Annotated in this window: 18 protein-coding genes and 1 other annotated feature; of the genes, 6 read left to right on the forward strand and 12 right to left on the reverse strand. The window is 56.0% G+C overall.

All coding sequences use genetic code 11. The annotated features are described in order from the left end of the window. Positions 1-34: 34 nt before the first annotated feature. Together yedF and yedE are read right to left on the reverse strand one after the other, a co-directional pair. On the reverse strand, positions 35-268 hold the full coding sequence (gene yedF / locus WM95_RS13260; RefSeq protein WP_003856774.1) for a sulfurtransferase-like selenium metabolism protein YedF: 234 nt from the start codon (positions 266-268) through the stop codon (positions 35-37). After that, positions 265-1,476, reverse strand: coding sequence for a selenium metabolism membrane protein YedE/FdhT (yedE, locus tag WM95_RS13265; RefSeq protein ID WP_063409346.1), 1,212 nt, complete (start codon positions 1,474-1,476; stop codon positions 265-267). The genes yedF and yedE overlap by 4 nt, the downstream gene beginning before the upstream one ends. Before the next feature lie 619 nt (positions 1,477-2,095). On the opposite strand from yedE, the gene WM95_RS13270 reads away from it, so the two are divergent. Next, entirely contained in the window at positions 2,096-2,731 is a 636-nt protein-coding gene (locus WM95_RS13270; RefSeq protein ID WP_063409345.1) for a response regulator transcription factor, read from the forward strand. Here the strand turns inward: WM95_RS13270 and WM95_RS27865 are convergent. From WM95_RS27865 to trpL, 7 genes are all read right to left on the reverse strand, one after another. Beyond that, complete coding sequence (locus tag WM95_RS27865; RefSeq protein ID WP_081247952.1) at positions 2,728-2,868, reverse strand: GlyGly-CTERM sorting domain-containing protein; 141 nt, start codon at positions 2,866-2,868, stop codon at positions 2,728-2,730. The genes WM95_RS13270 and WM95_RS27865 overlap by 4 nt on opposite strands. After that, complete coding sequence (trpA, locus tag WM95_RS13280) at positions 2,865-3,674, reverse strand: tryptophan synthase subunit alpha (RefSeq protein WP_023312082.1); 810 nt, start codon at positions 3,672-3,674, stop codon at positions 2,865-2,867. Before trpA ends, WM95_RS27865 begins: the two co-directional genes overlap by 4 nt. Continuing rightward, positions 3,674-4,867 (reverse strand): tryptophan synthase subunit beta, encoded by a 1,194-nt coding sequence (gene trpB, locus WM95_RS13285; RefSeq protein ID WP_023312081.1) that lies wholly within the window; start codon positions 4,865-4,867, stop codon positions 3,674-3,676. The genes trpA and trpB overlap by 1 nt, the downstream gene beginning before the upstream one ends. Before the next feature lie 10 nt (positions 4,868-4,877). Continuing rightward, positions 4,878-6,236 (reverse strand): bifunctional indole-3-glycerol-phosphate synthase TrpC/phosphoribosylanthranilate isomerase TrpF, encoded by a 1,359-nt coding sequence (gene trpCF / locus WM95_RS13290; protein WP_045355895.1) that lies wholly within the window; start codon positions 6,234-6,236, stop codon positions 4,878-4,880. 3 nt (positions 6,237-6,239) lie between these two features. Continuing rightward, complete coding sequence (gene trpD, locus WM95_RS13295) at positions 6,240-7,835, reverse strand: bifunctional anthranilate synthase glutamate amidotransferase component TrpG/anthranilate phosphoribosyltransferase TrpD (protein WP_063409344.1); 1,596 nt, start codon at positions 7,833-7,835, stop codon at positions 6,240-6,242. Then, positions 7,835-9,397, reverse strand: coding sequence for an anthranilate synthase component 1 (locus tag WM95_RS13300; protein ID WP_047174183.1), 1,563 nt, complete (start codon positions 9,395-9,397; stop codon positions 7,835-7,837). Before WM95_RS13300 ends, trpD begins: the two co-directional genes overlap by 1 nt. A 23-nt stretch (positions 9,398-9,420) precedes the next feature. Next, positions 9,421-9,514, reverse strand: a sequence feature (Trp leader region). Further along, positions 9,491-9,535 (reverse strand): trp operon leader peptide, encoded by a 45-nt coding sequence (trpL, locus tag WM95_RS27195; protein WP_071524153.1) that lies wholly within the window; start codon positions 9,533-9,535, stop codon positions 9,491-9,493. It overlaps the preceding feature by 24 nt. A gap of 139 nt (positions 9,536-9,674) precedes the next feature. Here trpL and rnm point away from each other — a divergent pair, with 139 nt between their 5' ends. From rnm to rluB, 3 genes are all read left to right on the forward strand, one after another. Then, entirely contained in the window at positions 9,675-10,556 is an 882-nt protein-coding gene (gene rnm / locus WM95_RS13305; protein ID WP_029740530.1) for an RNase RNM, read from the forward strand. Continuing rightward, positions 10,553-11,173, forward strand: coding sequence for an L-threonylcarbamoyladenylate synthase (locus tag WM95_RS13310; protein WP_003856793.1), 621 nt, complete (start codon positions 10,553-10,555; stop codon positions 11,171-11,173). Before rnm ends, WM95_RS13310 begins: the two co-directional genes overlap by 4 nt. A gap of 96 nt (positions 11,174-11,269) precedes the next feature. Continuing rightward, on the forward strand, positions 11,270-12,145 hold the full coding sequence (rluB, locus tag WM95_RS13315) for a 23S rRNA pseudouridine(2605) synthase RluB (RefSeq protein WP_023312076.1): 876 nt from the start codon (positions 11,270-11,272) through the stop codon (positions 12,143-12,145). A gap of 35 nt (positions 12,146-12,180) precedes the next feature. On the opposite strand, the gene cobO is transcribed toward rluB, so the two are convergent. Together cobO and WM95_RS13325 are read right to left on the reverse strand one after the other, a co-directional pair. Beyond that, positions 12,181-12,771, reverse strand: a complete 591-nt coding sequence (gene cobO / locus WM95_RS13320) for a cob(I)yrinic acid a,c-diamide adenosyltransferase (protein WP_023312075.1) — start codon at positions 12,769-12,771, stop codon at positions 12,181-12,183. Next, a complete protein-coding gene (locus WM95_RS13325; protein WP_063409343.1) occupies positions 12,768-13,529 on the reverse strand; it encodes a YciK family oxidoreductase in 762 nt (253 codons plus the stop codon). The genes cobO and WM95_RS13325 overlap by 4 nt, the downstream gene beginning before the upstream one ends. Positions 13,530-13,780: 251 nt before the next feature. Here WM95_RS13325 and sohB point away from each other — a divergent pair, with 251 nt between their 5' ends. Further along, positions 13,781-14,827, forward strand: coding sequence for a protease SohB (gene sohB, locus WM95_RS13330; RefSeq protein WP_045355890.1), 1,047 nt, complete (start codon positions 13,781-13,783; stop codon positions 14,825-14,827). 34 nt (positions 14,828-14,861) lie between these two features. Here sohB and WM95_RS13335 read toward each other — a convergent pair whose 3' ends face one another. Further along, the gene (locus WM95_RS13335) at positions 14,862-15,113 is read right to left on the reverse strand and encodes a YciN family protein (RefSeq protein ID WP_023312072.1); all 252 of its coding nucleotides are present in this window, start codon (positions 15,111-15,113) and stop codon (positions 14,862-14,864) included. 399 nt (positions 15,114-15,512) lie between these two features. Between WM95_RS13335 and topA the strand changes: the two genes are divergently transcribed. Continuing rightward, the gene (topA, locus tag WM95_RS13340; RefSeq protein ID WP_063409342.1) at positions 15,513-18,110 is read left to right on the forward strand and encodes a type I DNA topoisomerase; all 2,598 of its coding nucleotides are present in this window, start codon (positions 15,513-15,515) and stop codon (positions 18,108-18,110) included. Positions 18,111-18,173: the final 63 nt, after the last annotated feature.

Below are 18,173 nucleotides of genomic sequence, written 5' to 3' on the forward strand. Positions count from 1 at the left end.
ATACGATAAAGGCCCCTCGCGAGGCCCTTAGCGATCATTTTTGAATCAAATAGCGAATGGTCGGGCCATCCTGCTGGATATCCAGCACCGTGTAGCCGTGGTTTTTCGCATCCAGCGGAATGTTGTTGATGGACTGCGGACAGTCGCTGACCACTTCCAGAATTTCCCCTTTTTTGAGCTGCGGTAGGGCTTCAAGCGTGGCAACAGCCGGATAAGGGCAGGGTTCACCGACCATATCCAGACGGTAATCGGGCACGATCTCTTTCATGCAGCATTCTCCTGGGTTTCTGTTTTAACACTCGCGCGACGGAAGAAGCGTTTCTCCTGCGCGACAACCAGTAAAAAAGCGACCAGCAGCAGGGCGTAGGTGACCAGCAGGCCGCCGAGAGGCCCGAAGGTGTTCAACAGGTTTACCTTGTCCCAACTCGTGGCAAGCGCCGGAGACAGATCGTCCCAGAAGTAAGCCAGGATCGTCGAGCCGATAACATTTCCCAGGCCCACCCACCAGTAATGCACCTGACCTTCAACGGCGCGGTACATCCAGCCGGTTTCACACCCGCCAGCCAGCACGATCCCGAAGCCGAACAGCAGGCCGCCAAGGACCGCGTTAGGACCGGCCCACATGATTTTCGGTTCGACGCCGAGCTGAACATAGCTGAAGATACCGATGGCGCTGACCGCCATCCCGGCGATAATCGCCTTTGCCATCATCGTACGGCCGGTGATCCACATATCGCGAAACGCGGAGGTAAAGCAGATCTGCGCGCGTTCAATGAGCAGACCAAAACCCACGCCGAACAGCATCGCCAGGCCGAGTTTGGGCTGATTCATTGCAGTGCAAAGCGCCCAGGCGACCATAGCCAAAAAGACCAGCATACCGAGGCGGAAACGGCGACGCGCCTGGTCTGGCTTCTGGGTTAACGGAGACGCTGCGCTGACTTTTGTCATTTTCACCGGAATGCGGAACAGCGGTAGCAGGGTGAATTTTGCACCGAAGTAAGAGCCGATGGCCGTGGCGACAGCAAAGAACCAGGCGTGAAGCGAAAACTGAGGAATCCCCGTAAAGAAAGCGGCCAGGTTACAGCCCATCGCCAGGCGGGCGCCAAACCCGGCAATGATACCGCCGACTACCGCCTGCATTATACGAATGCGGCTTTTGGGCATCCGCAACTTAACGTTGTTTGCCCACAGCGCCGCCGCGAAACAGCCGCCGAACATGCCGATGATCATCATCCCGTCGATGCGGGTGAGCGGCGTGCCGTCCAGATGAATGAGTTTAAAGTAACCCCACTCTTCGGTATGCACGCCAGCGAGCTGTAGCAATTGACCACCCCAGCGGGTGAACTCGCCGGTCACGGCCCAGAAGGTGCCGGTGATGCCGAAATAGTAGGTAGAGAGAATGCCTGCCGCGATAACGGCCGGAACAGGTGACCAGAACTTAACCAGGTAAGTCTGTTTGAAGGCGTGCCATGACATGAATAAGCCTCTGAACTCAGAAGGTGTAAGTGAATTTAACGGACTGGAATATATATCTTTTTCGTTTGCCTCAAAACCTCTCAAAACCTTTTCTCCAAAATACCGCCTCTTTTTATGACCTCAGTCATTAAACCGTGCTGCGTTTGGATTCTCGGCACGGCTGCGGAATTCAGAGCAGCAAGAGCCGTTGATATACCTGATGCTCTGACAGAGACTCTGGCTGGAGTGCGGGTGGATCCCGAATCGGCGTTAACACCAAAAACGCACTCTTATTCAGCTTAACCACCTTACAGATATAAAAACTGCACCTTAAAACGACATGGCTAAGATAATTCCCGCGATATGAGTCAAATATATACAAAAGGGTTTGCTTGAAAGCAGAGTTTTAACAGTACCGCTGCTCAAAAACGACTTTTTATGTATCTTTTTTTCAGAATATCCTCATGCTAATTACCTTTGCTAAATTAGGATATTCGCATATGGACTGTTAGTCTTTGATTTTGTTACTTCCGGTTATTAAACGATATCAGACATAGAAGCTGGCAATTCTAAAATTTTTTGTGAATGGACGCCTCCGTTCGTATTATGTACGTCGAAGGCCTGGTGAGGAGAGAGTGATATGGAAGATGTTGTTTATGTTATCGATGATGATGATGCATATAGGCTGTTTGTGGTTAAATTGTTAATAGCGAAAGGTTATCAAACTTTTGACTTCAAAAATGCCGAAGAATTTCTCTCCTGCCCCATAGTTGATCATCCCTCATGCTTAATACTGGAAATTAACACGCCAGACACTAACGGTTTCGAAGTGATAGATGCCCTGAAGGAACGTGGCTGTACAATACCGATAATTATCCTGACTATGACCAGCTCAATCCCACTCTGCGTACAAGCGATGAAAGCAGGTGTTCGGGACTTTTTGACTAAGCCAGTCGAACCGGAACAATTTATCAATGTCGTGAAAGATGTGCTAATCGAAGCGACTAATAATTTTTTAGAGCAGCAAAGAATATTCGAGCTTTGTAAAAACTATCAGGCATTGACACGGCGCGAGAAGCAGACCTTTGAGTTGGCGATTAATGGCCTGCAAAACAAACAAATTGCGTCTGAACTGGGCATATCAGAAATTACCGTGAAGGTCCATCGACGTCGGGTTATGGATAAAATGCAGGTTCGTACTTTAGCTGATTTGGTCCATGCTGCCGGTACTTTACAAATTGGTAAGTCCCGATGCCCGCCCCGGAAACGTTATTAATAAAGCATAATTGAGGCATTCATCATTACTGGCCTGTCAATTGCGTTCTTAAATAGCAGCCCGCACGCCAGCAGCATGAAGAGTGATAACCAGGAAGGGGAACCGTCTGGCAGGAAGCCAGACGGTAGAGAGGTTATGCTTTACGCGTCGCCGCTTTCATTGCGGTCACAAACGCTTTCAGCTCGGCCAGCATCTGCTCGGGCTTGTCCACGTTCTTTTCGATGATCTTCACAATCGCGGAGCCGGAGATGGCACCAGCCGCCTTCGCGTCAATCGCTGCGGTGACCTGATCCGGGGATGAAATCCCGAACCCCTGCAGCGGAGGCGCGGCATGGTACTCGGCCAGCTTCTCCACCAGATGATGCAGCGGCAGGGCGGCTTTATTCTCGGCACCGGTCACGCCCGCGCGGGAGAGCAGGTAGGTATACCCGCGTCCGTAAGAGGCAATCTGGCGCAGCAGTTCGTCATCGGCGTTCGGCGGGCAGATGAAAATCGGGGCGACGTTATGGCGCATCGCTGCCTGACGGAATGGCGCAGACTCCTCAACCGGCACGTCTGCCACCAGAACGGAGTCGACGCCCACGCGCGCGCACTCGGCATAGAACTCATCAATACCGCGGTTAAAGACCAGGTTGGCGTACATCAGCAGGCCGATCGGAATGGTCGGGTGCTTCTGGCGAATCGCCGCCAGCATCTCGAAGCACTGGGTTGGCGTCACACCGGAGGCGAATGCGCGCAGCGTCGCATTCTGGATGGTCGGGCCATCCGCCAGCGGATCGGAGAACGGAATACCCAGCTCCAGCGCGTCGGCCCCGGCTTCAATCAGGGTGTCGATAATCTTCAGCGACTGTTCCGGGCCCGGATCGCCCAGGGTGACGAAGGGAACGAACGCGCCTTCCTGGCGCGATTTCAGCTCTGCAAATACGTTATCGTAGCGTTCCATCAGATTTCCCCTCGTGCTTTCAGAATATCGTGAACGGTGAAGATATCTTTGTCACCGCGTCCGGAAAGGTTCACCACCAGCAGCTGCTCTTTTTCCGGGTTTTCTTTCATCATTTTCAGCGCGTGCGCCAGCGCGTGCGAAGACTCCAGCGCCGGGATGATCCCTTCGCTGCGGCACAGCGTTTTAAAGGCTTCCAGCGCTTCGTCATCGGTAATGGAGACATAGTCCGCGCGGCCGGTGCTGTTCAGATACGCATGCTGCGGCCCGACGGACGGGAAGTCGAGGCCGGCAGAAATAGAGTAAGACTCTTCAATCTGACCCTCATCGGTTTGCATCATCGGGGATTTCATCCCGAAGTAGATCCCCACGCGGCCATGCTTCAGCGGCGCGCCGTGTTCACCCGATTCAATGCCGTGACCGGCAGGCTCTACGCCAATCAGGCCCACGCTGGTGTCGTCGATAAAGTCTGCGAACATACCGATGGCGTTGGAGCCGCCGCCGACGCAGGCGATCACCGCATCCGGCAGGCGACCCTCTTTTTCGAGGATCTGCGCTTTGGTCTCTTCACCGATCATGCGCTGGAATTCGCGCACGATAGTCGGGAACGGGTGCGGGCCCGCCGCGGTACCGAGCATATAGTGTGCGGTTTCATAGCTGCCAGACCAGTCGCGCAGCGCTTCGTTACAGGCGTCTTTCAACGTCGCGGAGCCGCTGTGCACCGGGATCACTTCTGCTCCCATCAGACGCATACGAAAGACGTTCGGAGACTGACGCTCAACGTCTTTCGCTCCCATATAGATGCGGCATTTCAGGCCGAGCAGTGCGCTGGCAAGCGCAGAGGCCACGCCGTGCTGACCCGCACCGGTTTCGGCGATGATTTCGGTTTTGCCCATACGCTTCGCAAGCAGCGCCTGACCCAGCACCTGGTTAGTTTTATGCGCGCCGCCGTGCAGCAGGTCTTCACGCTTCAGATACAGCGTGGTTTTGGTGCCTTCCGTCAGGTTGCGGCATTTGGTCAGCGCGGTCGGACGACCGGCGTAATTTTTCAGCAGGTCGGTAAATTCAGCCTGAAACGCCGGGTCTTTCTGCGCGCTGACAAACGCTTCTTCCAGCTGGCGCAGCGCGGGCATCAGGATTTGCGGGACGTACATCCCGCCGAACTCACCAAAATACGGGTTAAGTAATGTCGTCATCTTCTCTTCCTTAATATGCACGCAGAGTTTTAAAAACCGAGGCCAGCTTGCTGGCATCTTTGATACCCGGCTGGGACTCTACGCCTGAATTGAAATCGAGGCCTGCGCAGCCGGTTTTAGCGGCTTCTACGCAGTTATCCGGGCCTAATCCACCCGCCAGCAGAACGTTGTCCAGCTTTGCGCCGTTCAGCAGCGACCAGTCAAAACGCTGGCCGGTACCGCCCTGGCCGTTATCGAGGACGTATTTATCCACGTGGTTCAGGTTACGCGAGGGCAACGTATCGCCAACGCTTTGCGCTTTCCAGATCTGCACCTGTGGTGCCAGCGCGGCGCGCAGGGCGTCGATATAGATCTGGTCTTCATCGCCGTGGAGTTGCACCGCGCTCAGGGATAACGCGTCGGCTTTTGCCGCAACGTCTGCAATATCTGCATTGCGGAAAACGCCCACGTAGCTGAGCGGAGCCGCTGCGATGACCTTACGCGCCTGCTCTACGCTGACCGCGCGAGGAGAGGAATCCACAAAGATCAGCCCGCCATAAATCGCCCCGGCTTCATACGCGGCCTGAGCATCCTGTTCGCGGGTTAAGCCGCAGACTTTGTTTTCACCCAGCAGCACGCGACGCACAGCCGCATTGAGATCGTCATGTTCCATCATGGCGGAGCCAATCAGGAAACCGTTGGCGAAGTGGCTCAGCTCGCGCACCTGGGCGTAGCTGTTAATGCCGGATTCGCTGATCACCGTGACGCCAGACCCCAGACGCGGCGCCAGCTGACGCGTACGGTTAAGGTCAATGGACAGGTCGCGCAGATCGCGGTTGTTAATGCCGACCACTTTGGCTTCCAGCGCAATCGCGCGCTCCAGCTCCTCTTCGTTGCTCACTTCGGTCAGCACGCCCATATTCAGGCTGTGCGCCACGGCGGAAAGCTGGCGATACTGCTCATCGTCGAGCACCGAGAGCATCAGCAGGCAGGCGTCGGCCTGGTAAAAACGTGCCAGCCAGATCTGATACGGGTCGATAATAAAGTCTTTGCACAGGATCGGCTGCGGCGCGATGCCGCTGACGATGGGCAGAAAATCGAAGCTGCCCTGAAAATATTTCTCATCCGTCAGCACGGAGATGGCTGAAGCATGATGCTTATAAATGCCGGCAATACGTGCCGGGTCGAAATCGTCACGAATAACGCCTTTGGAGGGGGACGCTTTTTTGCACTCAAGAATAAACGCGGTGCGCGTACCCCGCAGGGCGTCATAGAAACGACGGCTGCTCGGGACGACGTCATTCTGGAAACTGGCAAGCGGCTGCTGTTGCTTGCGGGCTTCCACCCAGATGGCCTTATCGGCAACGATTTTCGCTAAAACGGTCTGCATTCTTTACCCTCTTGCCGCAAGTGCGGTAACGCGATCGTAAGCTGCACCGGAGCGCAGTACATCCAGAACTTTTTGAACGTTGGCTTTCAGGTCTTCGTCACCGTGCAAACGCATCAGCATGGCGACGTTGGCAGCAACGGCGGCCTCATGGGCGACCTCTCCTTTACCTTGTAATAAGCGCGTCAGAATGTCACGGTTTTCTTCCGGCGTACCGCCAGCCAGCGCTTCCTGATGGTATGGCGCAAGGCCGAAGTCGGCAGCCTCCAGCTGATAGCTCAGGATTTCACCGTCGCGCAGTTCGGCCACCAGCGTTGGCGCATGAAGAGAAACCTCATCCATACCGCCGCTGTGCACCACGGCGGCACGCTGATAACCCAGCACGCGCAGCGTCTCGGCAATCGGCAGAACCAGTTCCGGGCTGTAAACGCCAATCAGCGCCAGCGGCGGGTGGGCCGGGTTGATCAGCGGGCCGAGCACGTTAAACAGCGTGCGGGTTTTAAGCTGCTGACGAACCGGCATCGCGTGGCGGAAACCGGTGTGATACTTCGGCGCAAACAGGAAGCAGACGCCCAGGTCATCCAGCGCTTCACGGGAACGCTCGGCGTTCATATCGAGGTTAATACCGAATGCGGCGAGCAGATCGGAAGAACCTGACCGGCTGGACACGCTGCGGTTGCCGTGCTTCGCGACCTTCAAACCACACGCCGCCGCCACGAAGGCGCTGGCGGTGGAGATATTGATGCTGTTACTGCCGTCACCGCCGGTACCGACAATATCCGCAAACTGATAGTCCGGGCGCGGGAACGGGGCGGCATTTTCCAGCAGTGCCGTGGCGGCACCGGCGATCTCCTGCGGGCTTTCGCCGCGCACCTTCATGCTCACCAGCGCGGCTGCCAGCTGCTCAGGCTTCAGCTCACCGCGAACCACGGCGGAGAAGAGCTGATGGCTCTCCTGCTGGCTCAGGGTCTGCGCCTGGTACAGTTTTTCCAGAATCGGCTGCAGGGTGTTGGTCTGCTCCAGCTTCTGTAACGCCCAGTCGAGCGTCTGCTCCAGCAGGCGGGCGCCGTGGGAGGTCAGGATCGATTCCGGGTGGAACTGCAGGCCGCAGACGCGGTCCGCATCGTGGCGCACCGCCATCACCATGCCTTCAAACGAGGCGTTGATCGTCAGCCCGGCGGGAATATTGCTGCCAACCAGCGAATGATAGCGCGCGACCGGGAGCGGGTTCGGCAGCCCGGCAAACATCGCCTGGCCGTCATGTTCAATGCTGGACGCTTTACCGTGCAGGATCTCACCCGCCTGGCCAACGTAGCCGCCGTAGGCTTCAACAATCGCCTGATGGCCAAGGCAGATGCCGACGATCGGCAGTTTCCCGCGCATGCGGGTCAGCAGCTCTGGCATACAGCCCGCTTCGCTCGGCGCGCCTGGCCCCGGGGAGAGCATCAGCACCGGGTTTTGCATGGTGGCCAGACGGTCAATCAGGGTCTGCGCCGGAACGTGGTTGCGGTAGATAACGACGTTGTGGCCATTCGCACGCAGCTGATCTGCCAGGTTATAGGTAAAGGAGTCGATATTATCGAGCAGCAGAATGTCAGCCATCAGAAAATCTCCTGTGCATGGTGTGCGGTAGCAATGGCGCGAAGGACCGCACGGGCTTTACTGCGCGTTTCGTCAGCTTCAGACTGCGGAACAGAATCAAGAACAATCCCGGCACCCGCCTGAACGGTGGCGATACCGTCTTCAACGTAGGCAGAGCGGATTACGATGCAGGTGTCGAGGTCACCGTGGGCGGTGAAGTAGCCCACCGCGCCGCCGTAGCTGCCGCGACGGCGTCCTTCGGCGGCAGCAATCAGCTGCATGGCGCGTACTTTCGGCGCGCCGCTGAGGGTGCCCATGTTCATGCAGGCGCGGTAGGCGTGCAGCACGTCGAGATCGTGGCGCAGCTCGCCGACCACGCGGGAGACCAGGTGCATCACGAACGAATAGCGGTCGACTTTGGTCAGGTCCGCCACGTAGCGGCTGCCGGGAGTACAAATGCGTGCCAGATCGTTACGCGCCAGGTCAACCAGCATCAGGTGCTCGGAGAGTTCTTTGTGGTCGGTGCGCATCTCCAGTTCGATGCGGCTGTCCAGATCGCGGTCCAGCGAGCCATCGGCGCGGCGTCCGCGCGGACGGGTACCGGCAATCGGGTAGATCTCAATCTGACGGCTGGTGGCGTCGTATTTCAGCGAGCTTTCCGGCGAGGCGCCGAACAGCGTGAATTCGTTGTCCTGCATGAAGAACATGTACGGGCTTGGGTTACTCTTTTTCAGCACGTCGTAGGCTGCGAGCGGCGACGGGCAGGGCAGCGAGAAGCGACGGGACGGCACGACCTGGAAAATTTCCCCGGCGCGAATCGCTTTTTGCATCTGGCGAACCACGGCGCCGTACTGATCGTCAGTCTGGTTAACGTCGCAGGTCATTTTCTCCACGCGCTGCACCGGCAGCGCGGGTGGTGCTTCCGTCATCTGCTGCTGCAGCTGAGCGATGCGGTGCTCAAGACGGTTTTTCTCAGCGGCAGAGGGCGTGAACAGGCTTGCCTGGATGCGGGTGTATTGCTTCTGGTGGTCGATCACCAGCAGCGTTTCAGCCAGATAGAAGCAATAATCCGGGCAGCGATTGCCCTGCTCGGTTTCCGGCAAATCTTCAAAACCGGCAACCAGGTCGTAAGCAAACAGCCCGCCGAAGAACATCGCCTCACGCTCGTCTTCCGGCACGGTGACCAGATTCTGCAGCAGGCGGAAGGCATCGAAAACGGACAGGGAGCAGAGGCGCGCGTCTTCGTCCAGCAGCTGGCTCACCGGCGGGAAATGCAGAATGCGCATTTCTGGATGACGTTCATTTTCAATGCCCGACGGCAGGGCGGCATCCAGCAGCGGCAGCAGCGATGCGCCATTGTCTGATAATGCCTTGATGGTGACGGTGTCACCTAAAGCGGTAATGCGCAGCGCGCTGTCGACCAGCAGCAGGCTCTTGAGATCGTCCTTGCTGTCGATATCCGCCGATTCCAGCAGCAGCGTTGCCGGACGTGCCCCGCACACCTGATGAAACAGCGCGGTCGGGTTGTGGCGATAGGCCGCCTCGCAGGTCAGCAGTTCGAGATGAGGTTTGGCTGTTTGCATGTTGTTGTTCTCATATTTTGTTCAAAAAAAAGCCCGCTGGGTAGCGGGCGGGTATCTGTTTGCATTTCGCAGACGCGTGACACTGCCCGAAGATCAGGAAGTGCGCCACCAGCCGTGAAGAGCGAAATGTGCTGTCATTTTCAGATACCTTTCTCGTGTGAACTTGCGTACTAGTTAACTAGTTCGATGGCAAGTTGTCAACCCTTGATTTCAGAATTTCGCGTTAAGTCGGTATCATGGTGCTTTCGGATGTCTCCAACCTGTTATGGGAAGTGCTTTGAGCGATACCACCTACGCCATTATTTATGATTTACACAGCCATACTCAGGCCTCTGACGGCCTGCTGACACCCGAAGCCCTGGTTCATCGCGCCGTTGAAATGCGCGTCGGCACGCTGGCGATAACCGATCACGATACCACTGATGCCATTCCGGCGGCGCGCGCAGAGATTGCCCGCAGCGGGCTGGCGCTGAATCTGGTGTCCGGCGTCGAGATCTCGACCGTCTGGGAAAACCATGAGATTCATATTGTTGGCCTGAACATCGATATAGACCATCCGGCACTTACGGCATTTTTGCAAGAACAAAAAACGCGCCGCAATCAGCGCGCAGAGATGATCGGCGAGCGTCTGGAAAAGGCGCATATTCCGGGCGCGCTGGAAGGCGCGCAAAAGATGGCGAACGGCGGGGCGGTCACCCGCGGTCATTTCGCCCGTTTTCTGGTCGACGCGGGCAAAGCGACGAACATGGCGGACGTCTTTAAAAAGTATCTGGCACGCGGTAAAACCGGATACGTTCCGCCACAGTGGTGTACAATAAAACAAGCTATTGATGTGATTCATCATTCTGGCGGTAAGGCCGTGCTGGCCCATCCTGGGCGGTATAATCTTTCTGCTAAATGGCTGAAAAGGCTGCTGGCACACTTTGCCGAATGCGGTGGCGAGGCGATGGAAGTCGCCCAGTGTCAGCAGGCGCCCAACGAGCGCGCGCAGCTCGCGACCTATGCCCGCCAGTTCGGCCTGCTTGGGTCACAGGGCTCTGATTTCCATCAGCCCTGCGCGTGGATCGAACTGGGGCGCAAGCTCTGGTTGCCCGCTGGCGTTGAGCCGGTCTGGCAGCTCTGGGAACAGCCGCAGCAAATTGAAGAGAGGGAAGTATGAGTCAGTTTTTCTATATCCATCCGGATAACCCGCAGCCACGTCTGATCAACCAGGCCGTGGAGATCGTCCGCAAAGGTGGCGTGATTGTCTACCCGACCGATTCAGGCTATGCGCTGGGCTGTAAAATTGAAGATAAAGGGGCAATGGAGCGCATTTGCCGTATTCGCCAGCTGCCGGACGGCCATAACTTTACTCTGATGTGCCGCGATCTCTCTGAGCTGTCGACCTATGCGTATGTTGATAACGTGGCGTTTCGCCTGATTAAGAACAACACGCCGGGCAACTACACCTTCATCCTGAAGGGCACGAAGGAAGTACCACGTCGTCTGCTGCAGGAGAAACGCAAAACCATCGGTATGCGCGTGCCGTCGAACCCGATTGCGCAGGCGCTGCTGGAAACCCTCGGCGAACCAATGCTTTCTACCTCGCTGATGCTGCCCGGAAGTGAGTTTACCGAGTCCGATCCGGAAGAGATCAAAGATCGTCTGGAGAAGGTGGTCGAGCTGATTATTCACGGCGGCTATCTCGGCCAGCAGCCGACCACCGTGGTCGACTTAACCGAAGATGCACCGGAAGTGATTCGTGAAGGCGTGGGTGACGTAAAGCCTTTCTTGTAAAGGTATAAGCAGATATACTACGCGGCCATCAAAGCAGGGCTCAGCCCTCTTTTGACCTGATTCGACGCCTGTGAAGGCGACACCTGAGGAAGCTCAATGAGCGAGAAGTTACAGAAAGTGCTGGCGCGCGCCGGCCACGGCTCACGCCGTGAAATCGAAGCCATTATTGAAGCGGGTCGCGTGAGTGTGGACGGTAAAATCGCCACGCTGGGTGACCGCGTTGAAATCGTACCGGGGCTGAAGATCCGCATCGACGGTCACCTCATCTCCGTGAAAGAGTCCGCTGAACAGATCTGCCGCGTGCTGGCTTACTACAAGCCGGAAGGCGAGCTGTGCACCCGCAACGACCCGGAAGGTCGTCCGACGGTGTTTGACCGTCTGCCTAAACTGCGTGGCGCTCGCTGGATTGCCGTCGGTCGTCTGGACGTGAACACCTGCGGTCTGCTGCTGTTCACCACCGATGGTGAACTGGCAAACCGTCTGATGCACCCAAGCCGTGAAGTGGAACGTGAATACGCAGTGCGCGTATTTGGCCAGGTTGACGAAAATAAACTGCGCGATCTGTCGCGTGGCGTTCAGCTTGAAGACGGTCCTGCGGCGTTCAAAACCATCAAATTTACCGGTGGGGAAGGCATTAACCAGTGGTACAACGTGACCCTGACCGAAGGCCGTAACCGCGAGGTGCGTCGTCTCTGGGAAGCGGTAGGCGTCCAGGTGAGCCGTCTGATCCGCGTCCGTTACGGCGACATTCTGCTGCCGAAAGGTCTGCCGCGCGGGGGTTATACCGAACTGGATCTGACCCAAACCAACTACCTGCGCGAGCTGGTTGGCCTGACGCCGGAAACCACCTCAAAAGTGGCGGTGGAAAAAGATCGTCGTCGCATGAAGGCGAATCAGATCCGTCGCGCGGTGAAGCGCCACAGCCAGGTGAGCAGCAGCCGCCGCTCCGGCAGCCGTAACAACAACGGTTAATATAAAAGCCCGGTGAACGCACCGGGCTTTTTTCTTTAGTAATCAATTCCAATTTGCGCTTTGATGCCTGCATCAAACGCATGTTTGACCGGACGCAGCTCGCTGACGGTATCGGCCATCTCCAGAATATCCCGATGACACCCGCGCCCCGTGACGATAACCGTCTGGTGTACAGGACGATTCTTCAGAGCATCCAGCACGGCTTCCAGCGGCAGGTAGTCGTAGGCGACCATATAGGTGATCTCATCCAGTAGAACCATATTCAGCGAGGGATCGGCCAGCATTCTCTTTGCATGCTCCCAGACGGCGAGACAGGCTGCGGTGTCCGTTTCCCGATTCTGAGTATCCCACGTAAAACCTGTCGCCATCACCTGAAACTCAACGCCGTGAGGCTCAAGCAAATTCCGCTCACCGTTGGGCCATTCGCCTTTGATAAACTGGATGACGCCCACTTTTTGCCCGTGTCCGACGGCGCGTGTCGCCGTGCCGAATGCGGCGGTGGTTTTCCCTTTTCCGTTGCCGGTAAAAACGATGACGATCCCACGTTCGTCCTGGGCTGCGGCAACGCGTGCATCGACCTGTTCTTTCAGACGCTGCTGGCGCTGCTGATGACGTTCTTCACTCATTGCGAAATTCCTGGTTTACGTCCCGGCTGGGCGTCAAAGGTCATCCCGGTTTTGCGGCGGCTGTCGTCGCCCATCAGCCAGAGATAGAGCGGCATAATGTCTGCCGGGGTTTTCAGCTTCTGCGGATCTTCGCTCGGGAACGCGCTGGCGCGCATTTTGGTGCGCGTACCGCCCGGGTTAATGCAGTTTACGCGCAGATGGCGGCTCTGATACTCCTCCGCCAGCACCTGCATCATGCCTTCGGTCGCGAATTTTGATACGGCATAGGCTCCCCAGTTTGCGCGTCCTTCACGGCCAACGCTGGACGAGGTAAAGACCAGGGACCCGGACTCGGATTTGAGTAATAAAGGAAGCAATGCCTGTGTCAGGAAAAACGTGCCGTTGACGTTGACCTGCATCACCTGCTGCCAGATATCAGGATCCTGTTCATCCATAGGACGAACCTCGCCTAACAAACCGGCGTTATGCAACACGCCGTCAAGTCTCGGATAGTGAGCGCTGATGCGCTGGGCTAATTCCTGGCACACCGCGGGCGTGCAGGTCAGTAAATCGAGTGTATACCACGGGGCAGGCGTGCCGCATTTAGCCTCAACCTCCTGAGCGACGTTTTGCAGTTTTTCTTCGCTGCGGCCGATCAGAATGACGTTCGCGCCATATTCGGCGTATGTCAGGGCCGCCTCGCGGCCAATCCCGTCGCTGGCACCGGTGACAAGAATAATCCGGTTGTGCAGCAGATTTTTTTGCGGTTGATAATGCACGGTGACTCCTCAGGCGACCGGTGACGCAATGGTGCCTTTATAATGACTTTTCGGCTTTATGCCCGAATTCGCCTGATAATTCAATCAGTCTACAGGACGCATTACTGTAAAATTAACATTTTGCAAATATTTAATCTCCGGTCCGGGGATTCCTGAAGGCGCCTCGCAGAGGTAATGTCGCGAGCGAGACGCATGGGCAGGGCTGTTGTACACTGCCGTGAAAGATTCGTGGTTAAATCAAGGTGGAACGCGTGGAATTACTTTCTCAATATGGGTTGTTTTTGGCCAAAATCGCGACGGTGGTGATTGCCATTGCGGTGGTAGCCGTTCTGATTGTCAACCTGACGCAGCGCAAGCGTCAGCGTGGGGAGTTACGCATCACCCGCCTGAGCGAGCAGTATAAAGAGATGCAGGAAGAGATGTCTCTGGCGCTGCTTGATAGTCATCAACAGAAACTCTGGCTGAAAGCGCAGAAGAAAAAGCATAAACAGGAAGCCAAAGCGGCAAAGGCAAAAGCAAAGCTCAATGCGCCGCAGGATAAGGCCACGCCGCTCGTCTATGTGCTCGATTTTAAAGGCAGTATGGATGCGCATGAAGTGTCTTCTCTGCGGGAAGAAGTGACTGCCGTTCTGGCCGTGGCGACACCGCAGGATCAGGTTGTCGTGCGTCTTGAAAGCCCGGGCGGGGTGGTTCACGGTTACGGACTGGCCGCCTCACAGCTGCAGCGCCTGCGTGAAAAACAGATCCCGCTGACCGTGGCCGTGGATAAAGTGGCGGCGAGCGGTGGCTACATGATGGCCTGCGTGGCGGACAAAATTGTTGCCGCGCCGTTCTCCATTATTGGCTCGATCGGCGTGGTCGCGCAGATTCCGAACTTTAACCGCTTCCTGAAAAATAAAGAGATCGATATCGAACTTCACACAGCGGGTCAGTACAAACGTACTCTGACGCTACTGGGGGAAAACACGGAAGAAGGACGTCAAAAATTCCGCGAAGATCTCAATGAAACGCATCATCTCTTTAAAGATTTTGTACACCGTATGCGCCCAACGCTCGATATTGAACAGGTCGCGACGGGCGAGCACTGGTACGGCGTCCAGGCGCAGGAGAAAGGGCTGGTGGATGAAGTCGGAACCAGCGACGATCTGCTGCTCAATCTGATGGAAGGTCGGGAACTGGTGGGCGTGCGCTTTACCCAGCGTAAGCGACTCCTTGACCGCTTTACCAACAGTGCCGCAGAAAGCGCGGACCGCCTGCTGCTGCGCTGGCTACAGCGCGGACAAAAACCGCTGCTGTAAACAAAAACGCGAGGCATATGCCTCGCGCTTTGCGTTAATCGACCAGGTGATATTTCTCTGAAAGCGTATGCGCCAGGTATTTGAACATGTTAAACACGGCGGTGCTTTTCGGGGTCGGTAAACCCTGTTCGTCAAGGAAGTATTCGCCGCTGAAAATCAGCACGCCATTACGCTGCTCTACGCCGGTGGCTTCAATGCCCGCCAGCGTATCTTCATGGTCACGGATAAGCTTGTTTGCTTCGATAAGCAGAGAGGCTCGGTCAATAGGTTGGGTCGTATTCTGCATAATCCACTCCTTAAACAGTGACAATAGTCTACGCCGAGGGCGCTTTGGGGGCAAATTTTCCCTGTAATGTGAGGGGATAAGGTGCAGGGTCCTGGCTGGCGGGATCTGCTTTTGCATGCTAATAAAGTTGCGTAACGAATTTTATCAGGTAGAGTGTGCGCTTTCGTCATTCTGGCAACAGAATTGCTTGACATTCAACCGGGAATTCGTCACGAATTACACGAGATGTGAGAAAAATACCCGAAAACTCAATCACCTGGGCGTCTTCTCATTAACGTCCGGTAAGACAAAGGGGTTGATATCTCCTGACGCAGTCGCAATATCATTGGCTCGTCGTCAGCGGAAGGGAAATCAACGTGCGGCGTATTCCTGGAAGAATTAAATTAGGTAAAGGTGAATATGGGTAAAGCTCTCGTCATCGTTGAGTCCCCGGCAAAAGCCAAAACGATCAATAAGTATCTGGGTAATGACTACGTGGTTAAGTCCAGCGTGGGTCATATCCGCGATTTGCCGACCAGTGGCTCAGCCAGCAAAAAGAGCGCAGACTCTACCTCCACCAAAGGGGCTAAAAAGCCTAAAAAGGATGAACGTAGCGCGCTTGTCAACCGCATGGGTGTTAACCCATGGCATAACTGGGATGCACAATATGAAGTGCTGCCCGGTAAAGAAAAAGTCGTTAACGAACTGAAGCAGCTTGCTGAAAAAGCAGACCACATCTATCTCGCAACCGACCTTGACCGCGAAGGGGAAGCCATTGCGTGGCACCTGCGGGAAGTGATCGGTGGTGATGACAAACGCTACAGCCGTGTAGTGTTTAACGAAATTACGAAGAATGCGATTCGTCAGGCGTTTGAGAAGCCGGGCGAGCTGAATATTGACCGCGTAAACGCACAGCAGGCACGTCGCTTTATGGACCGCGTTGTGGGCTACATGGTCTCTCCACTGCTGTGGAAGAAGATTGCCCGTGGCCTGTCCGCAGGGCGTGTGCAGTCCGTCGCCGTGCGTCTGGTCGTTGAGCGTGAGCGCGAAATTAAAGCCTTCGTGCCGGAAGAGTTCTGGGAAGTCGATGCCAATGTGACCACGCCGGGCGGTGACGCTCTGCTGCTGCAGGTGAGCCATCACAACGACAAGCCTTTCCGTCCGGAAAACCGCGACCAGACCATGGCCGCCGTAGCGCTGTTGGAAAAAGCACGCTATCAGGTGCTGGAACGTGAAGACAAACCGACCAGCAGCAAGCCGGGTGCGCCGTTTATTACCTCTACGCTGCAGCAGGCTGCAAGCACGCGTCTGGGTTATGGCGTGAAGAAGACCATGATGATGGCGCAGCGCCTGTATGAAGCGGGCTACATCACCTACATGCGTACCGACTCAACCAACCTGAGCCAGGATGCGGTCAACATGGTCCGCGGCTACATCAGCGACAATTTCGGTAAGAAATACCTGCCGGAAAGCGCTAACCAGTTCGCCAGCAAAGAGAACTCTCAGGAAGCTCACGAAGCGATTCGTCCTTCTGACGTCTCGGTGTTAGCGGAATCGCTGAAAGACATGGAAGCTGACGCGCAGAAGCTGTATCAGCTGATCTGGCGCCAGTTCGTGGCGTGCCAGATGACCCCGGCGCAGTACGACTCCACCACGCTGACCGTCGGCGCGGGTGATTTCCGCCTGAAGGCGCGCGGTCGTATTCTGCGCTTCGACGGCTGGACGAAGGTGATGCCTGCGCTGCGTAAAGGCGATGAAGACAGAACGCTGCCTGCGGTTAATAAAGGTGACGAGTTATCGCTTGTCGATCTGGTTCCGGCACAGCACTTCACCAAGCCACCTGCGCGCTTCAGTGAAGCGTCCCTGGTGAAAGAGCTGGAAAAACGCGGTATTGGTCGTCCATCGACCTACGCGTCCATCATCTCGACCATTCAGGACCGCGGCTACGTGCGCGTTGAAAACCGCCGTTTCTATGCGGAAAAAATGGGTGAGATCGTCACTGACCGTCTGGAAGCAAACTTCCGCGAGTTGATGAACTACGATTTCACCGCGCAAATGGAAGACAGCCTAGACCAGGTTGCCAGCCATCAGGCGGAATGGAAAAAGGTACTCGACAGCTTCTTCAGCGACTTTACCGACCAGCTTGAAAAAGCGGAGAAAGACCCTGAAGAGGGCGGCATGCTGCCTAACCAGATGGTTCTGACCAGCATCGACTGTCCAACCTGCGGCCGCAAGATGGGGATCCGCACCGCAACCACAGGCGTGTTCCTTGGCTGCTCCGGCTATGCGCTTTCACCAAAAGAGCGCTGCAAAACCACCATCAACCTGGTGCCTGAGAACGAAGTTCTCAACGTGCTGGAGGGTGACGATGCGGAAACTAACGCTCTGCGTGCCAAACGCCGCTGCAAGAAATGCGGCACGGCAATGGACAGCTACCTGATCGATCCAAAACGTAAGCTGCACGTTTGCGGTAATAACCCAACGTGTGACGGGTATGAGATCGAAGAGGGCGAGTTCCGCATTAAAGGCTATGACGGCCCGATTGTGGAATGCGAGAAGTGTGGTTCTGAAATGCACCTGAAAATGGGGCGTTTCGGTAAGTACATGGCCTGTACCAACGACGAGTGTAAAAACACGCGCAAAATTCTGCGTAACGGCGAAGTGGCTCCTCCTAAGGAAGATCCGGTTCCGCTGCCAGAACTGCCGTGCGAGAAATCAGACGCGTACTTCGTGCTGCGTGATGGTGCTGCAGGTGTCTTCCTGGCCGCCAACACCTTCCCGAAATCGCGTGAAACGCGCGCGCCGCTGGTGGAAGAGCTGCATCGCTTCCGCGATCGTCTGCCTGAGAAACTGCGTTATCTGGCCGATGCGCCACAGCAGGATCCGGAAGGCAACAAAACCGTGGTACGGTTTAGCCGTAAAACTAAGCAGCAGTATGTTGCGGCAGAGAAAGAGGGTAAAGCGACCGGATGGTCAGCCTTCTTTGTCGATGGCAAATGGGTTGAAGGCAAGAAATAATCTTCCCTTACCGTAACTTACCTGTAAAAGGGCCGGATTTCCGGCCCTTTTTTATTACCTTGT

It is taken from the genome of Enterobacter cloacae complex sp. ECNIH7, assembly GCF_002208095.1.
Lineage (GTDB): Bacteria > Pseudomonadota > Gammaproteobacteria > Enterobacterales > Enterobacteriaceae > Enterobacter > Enterobacter cloacae_M.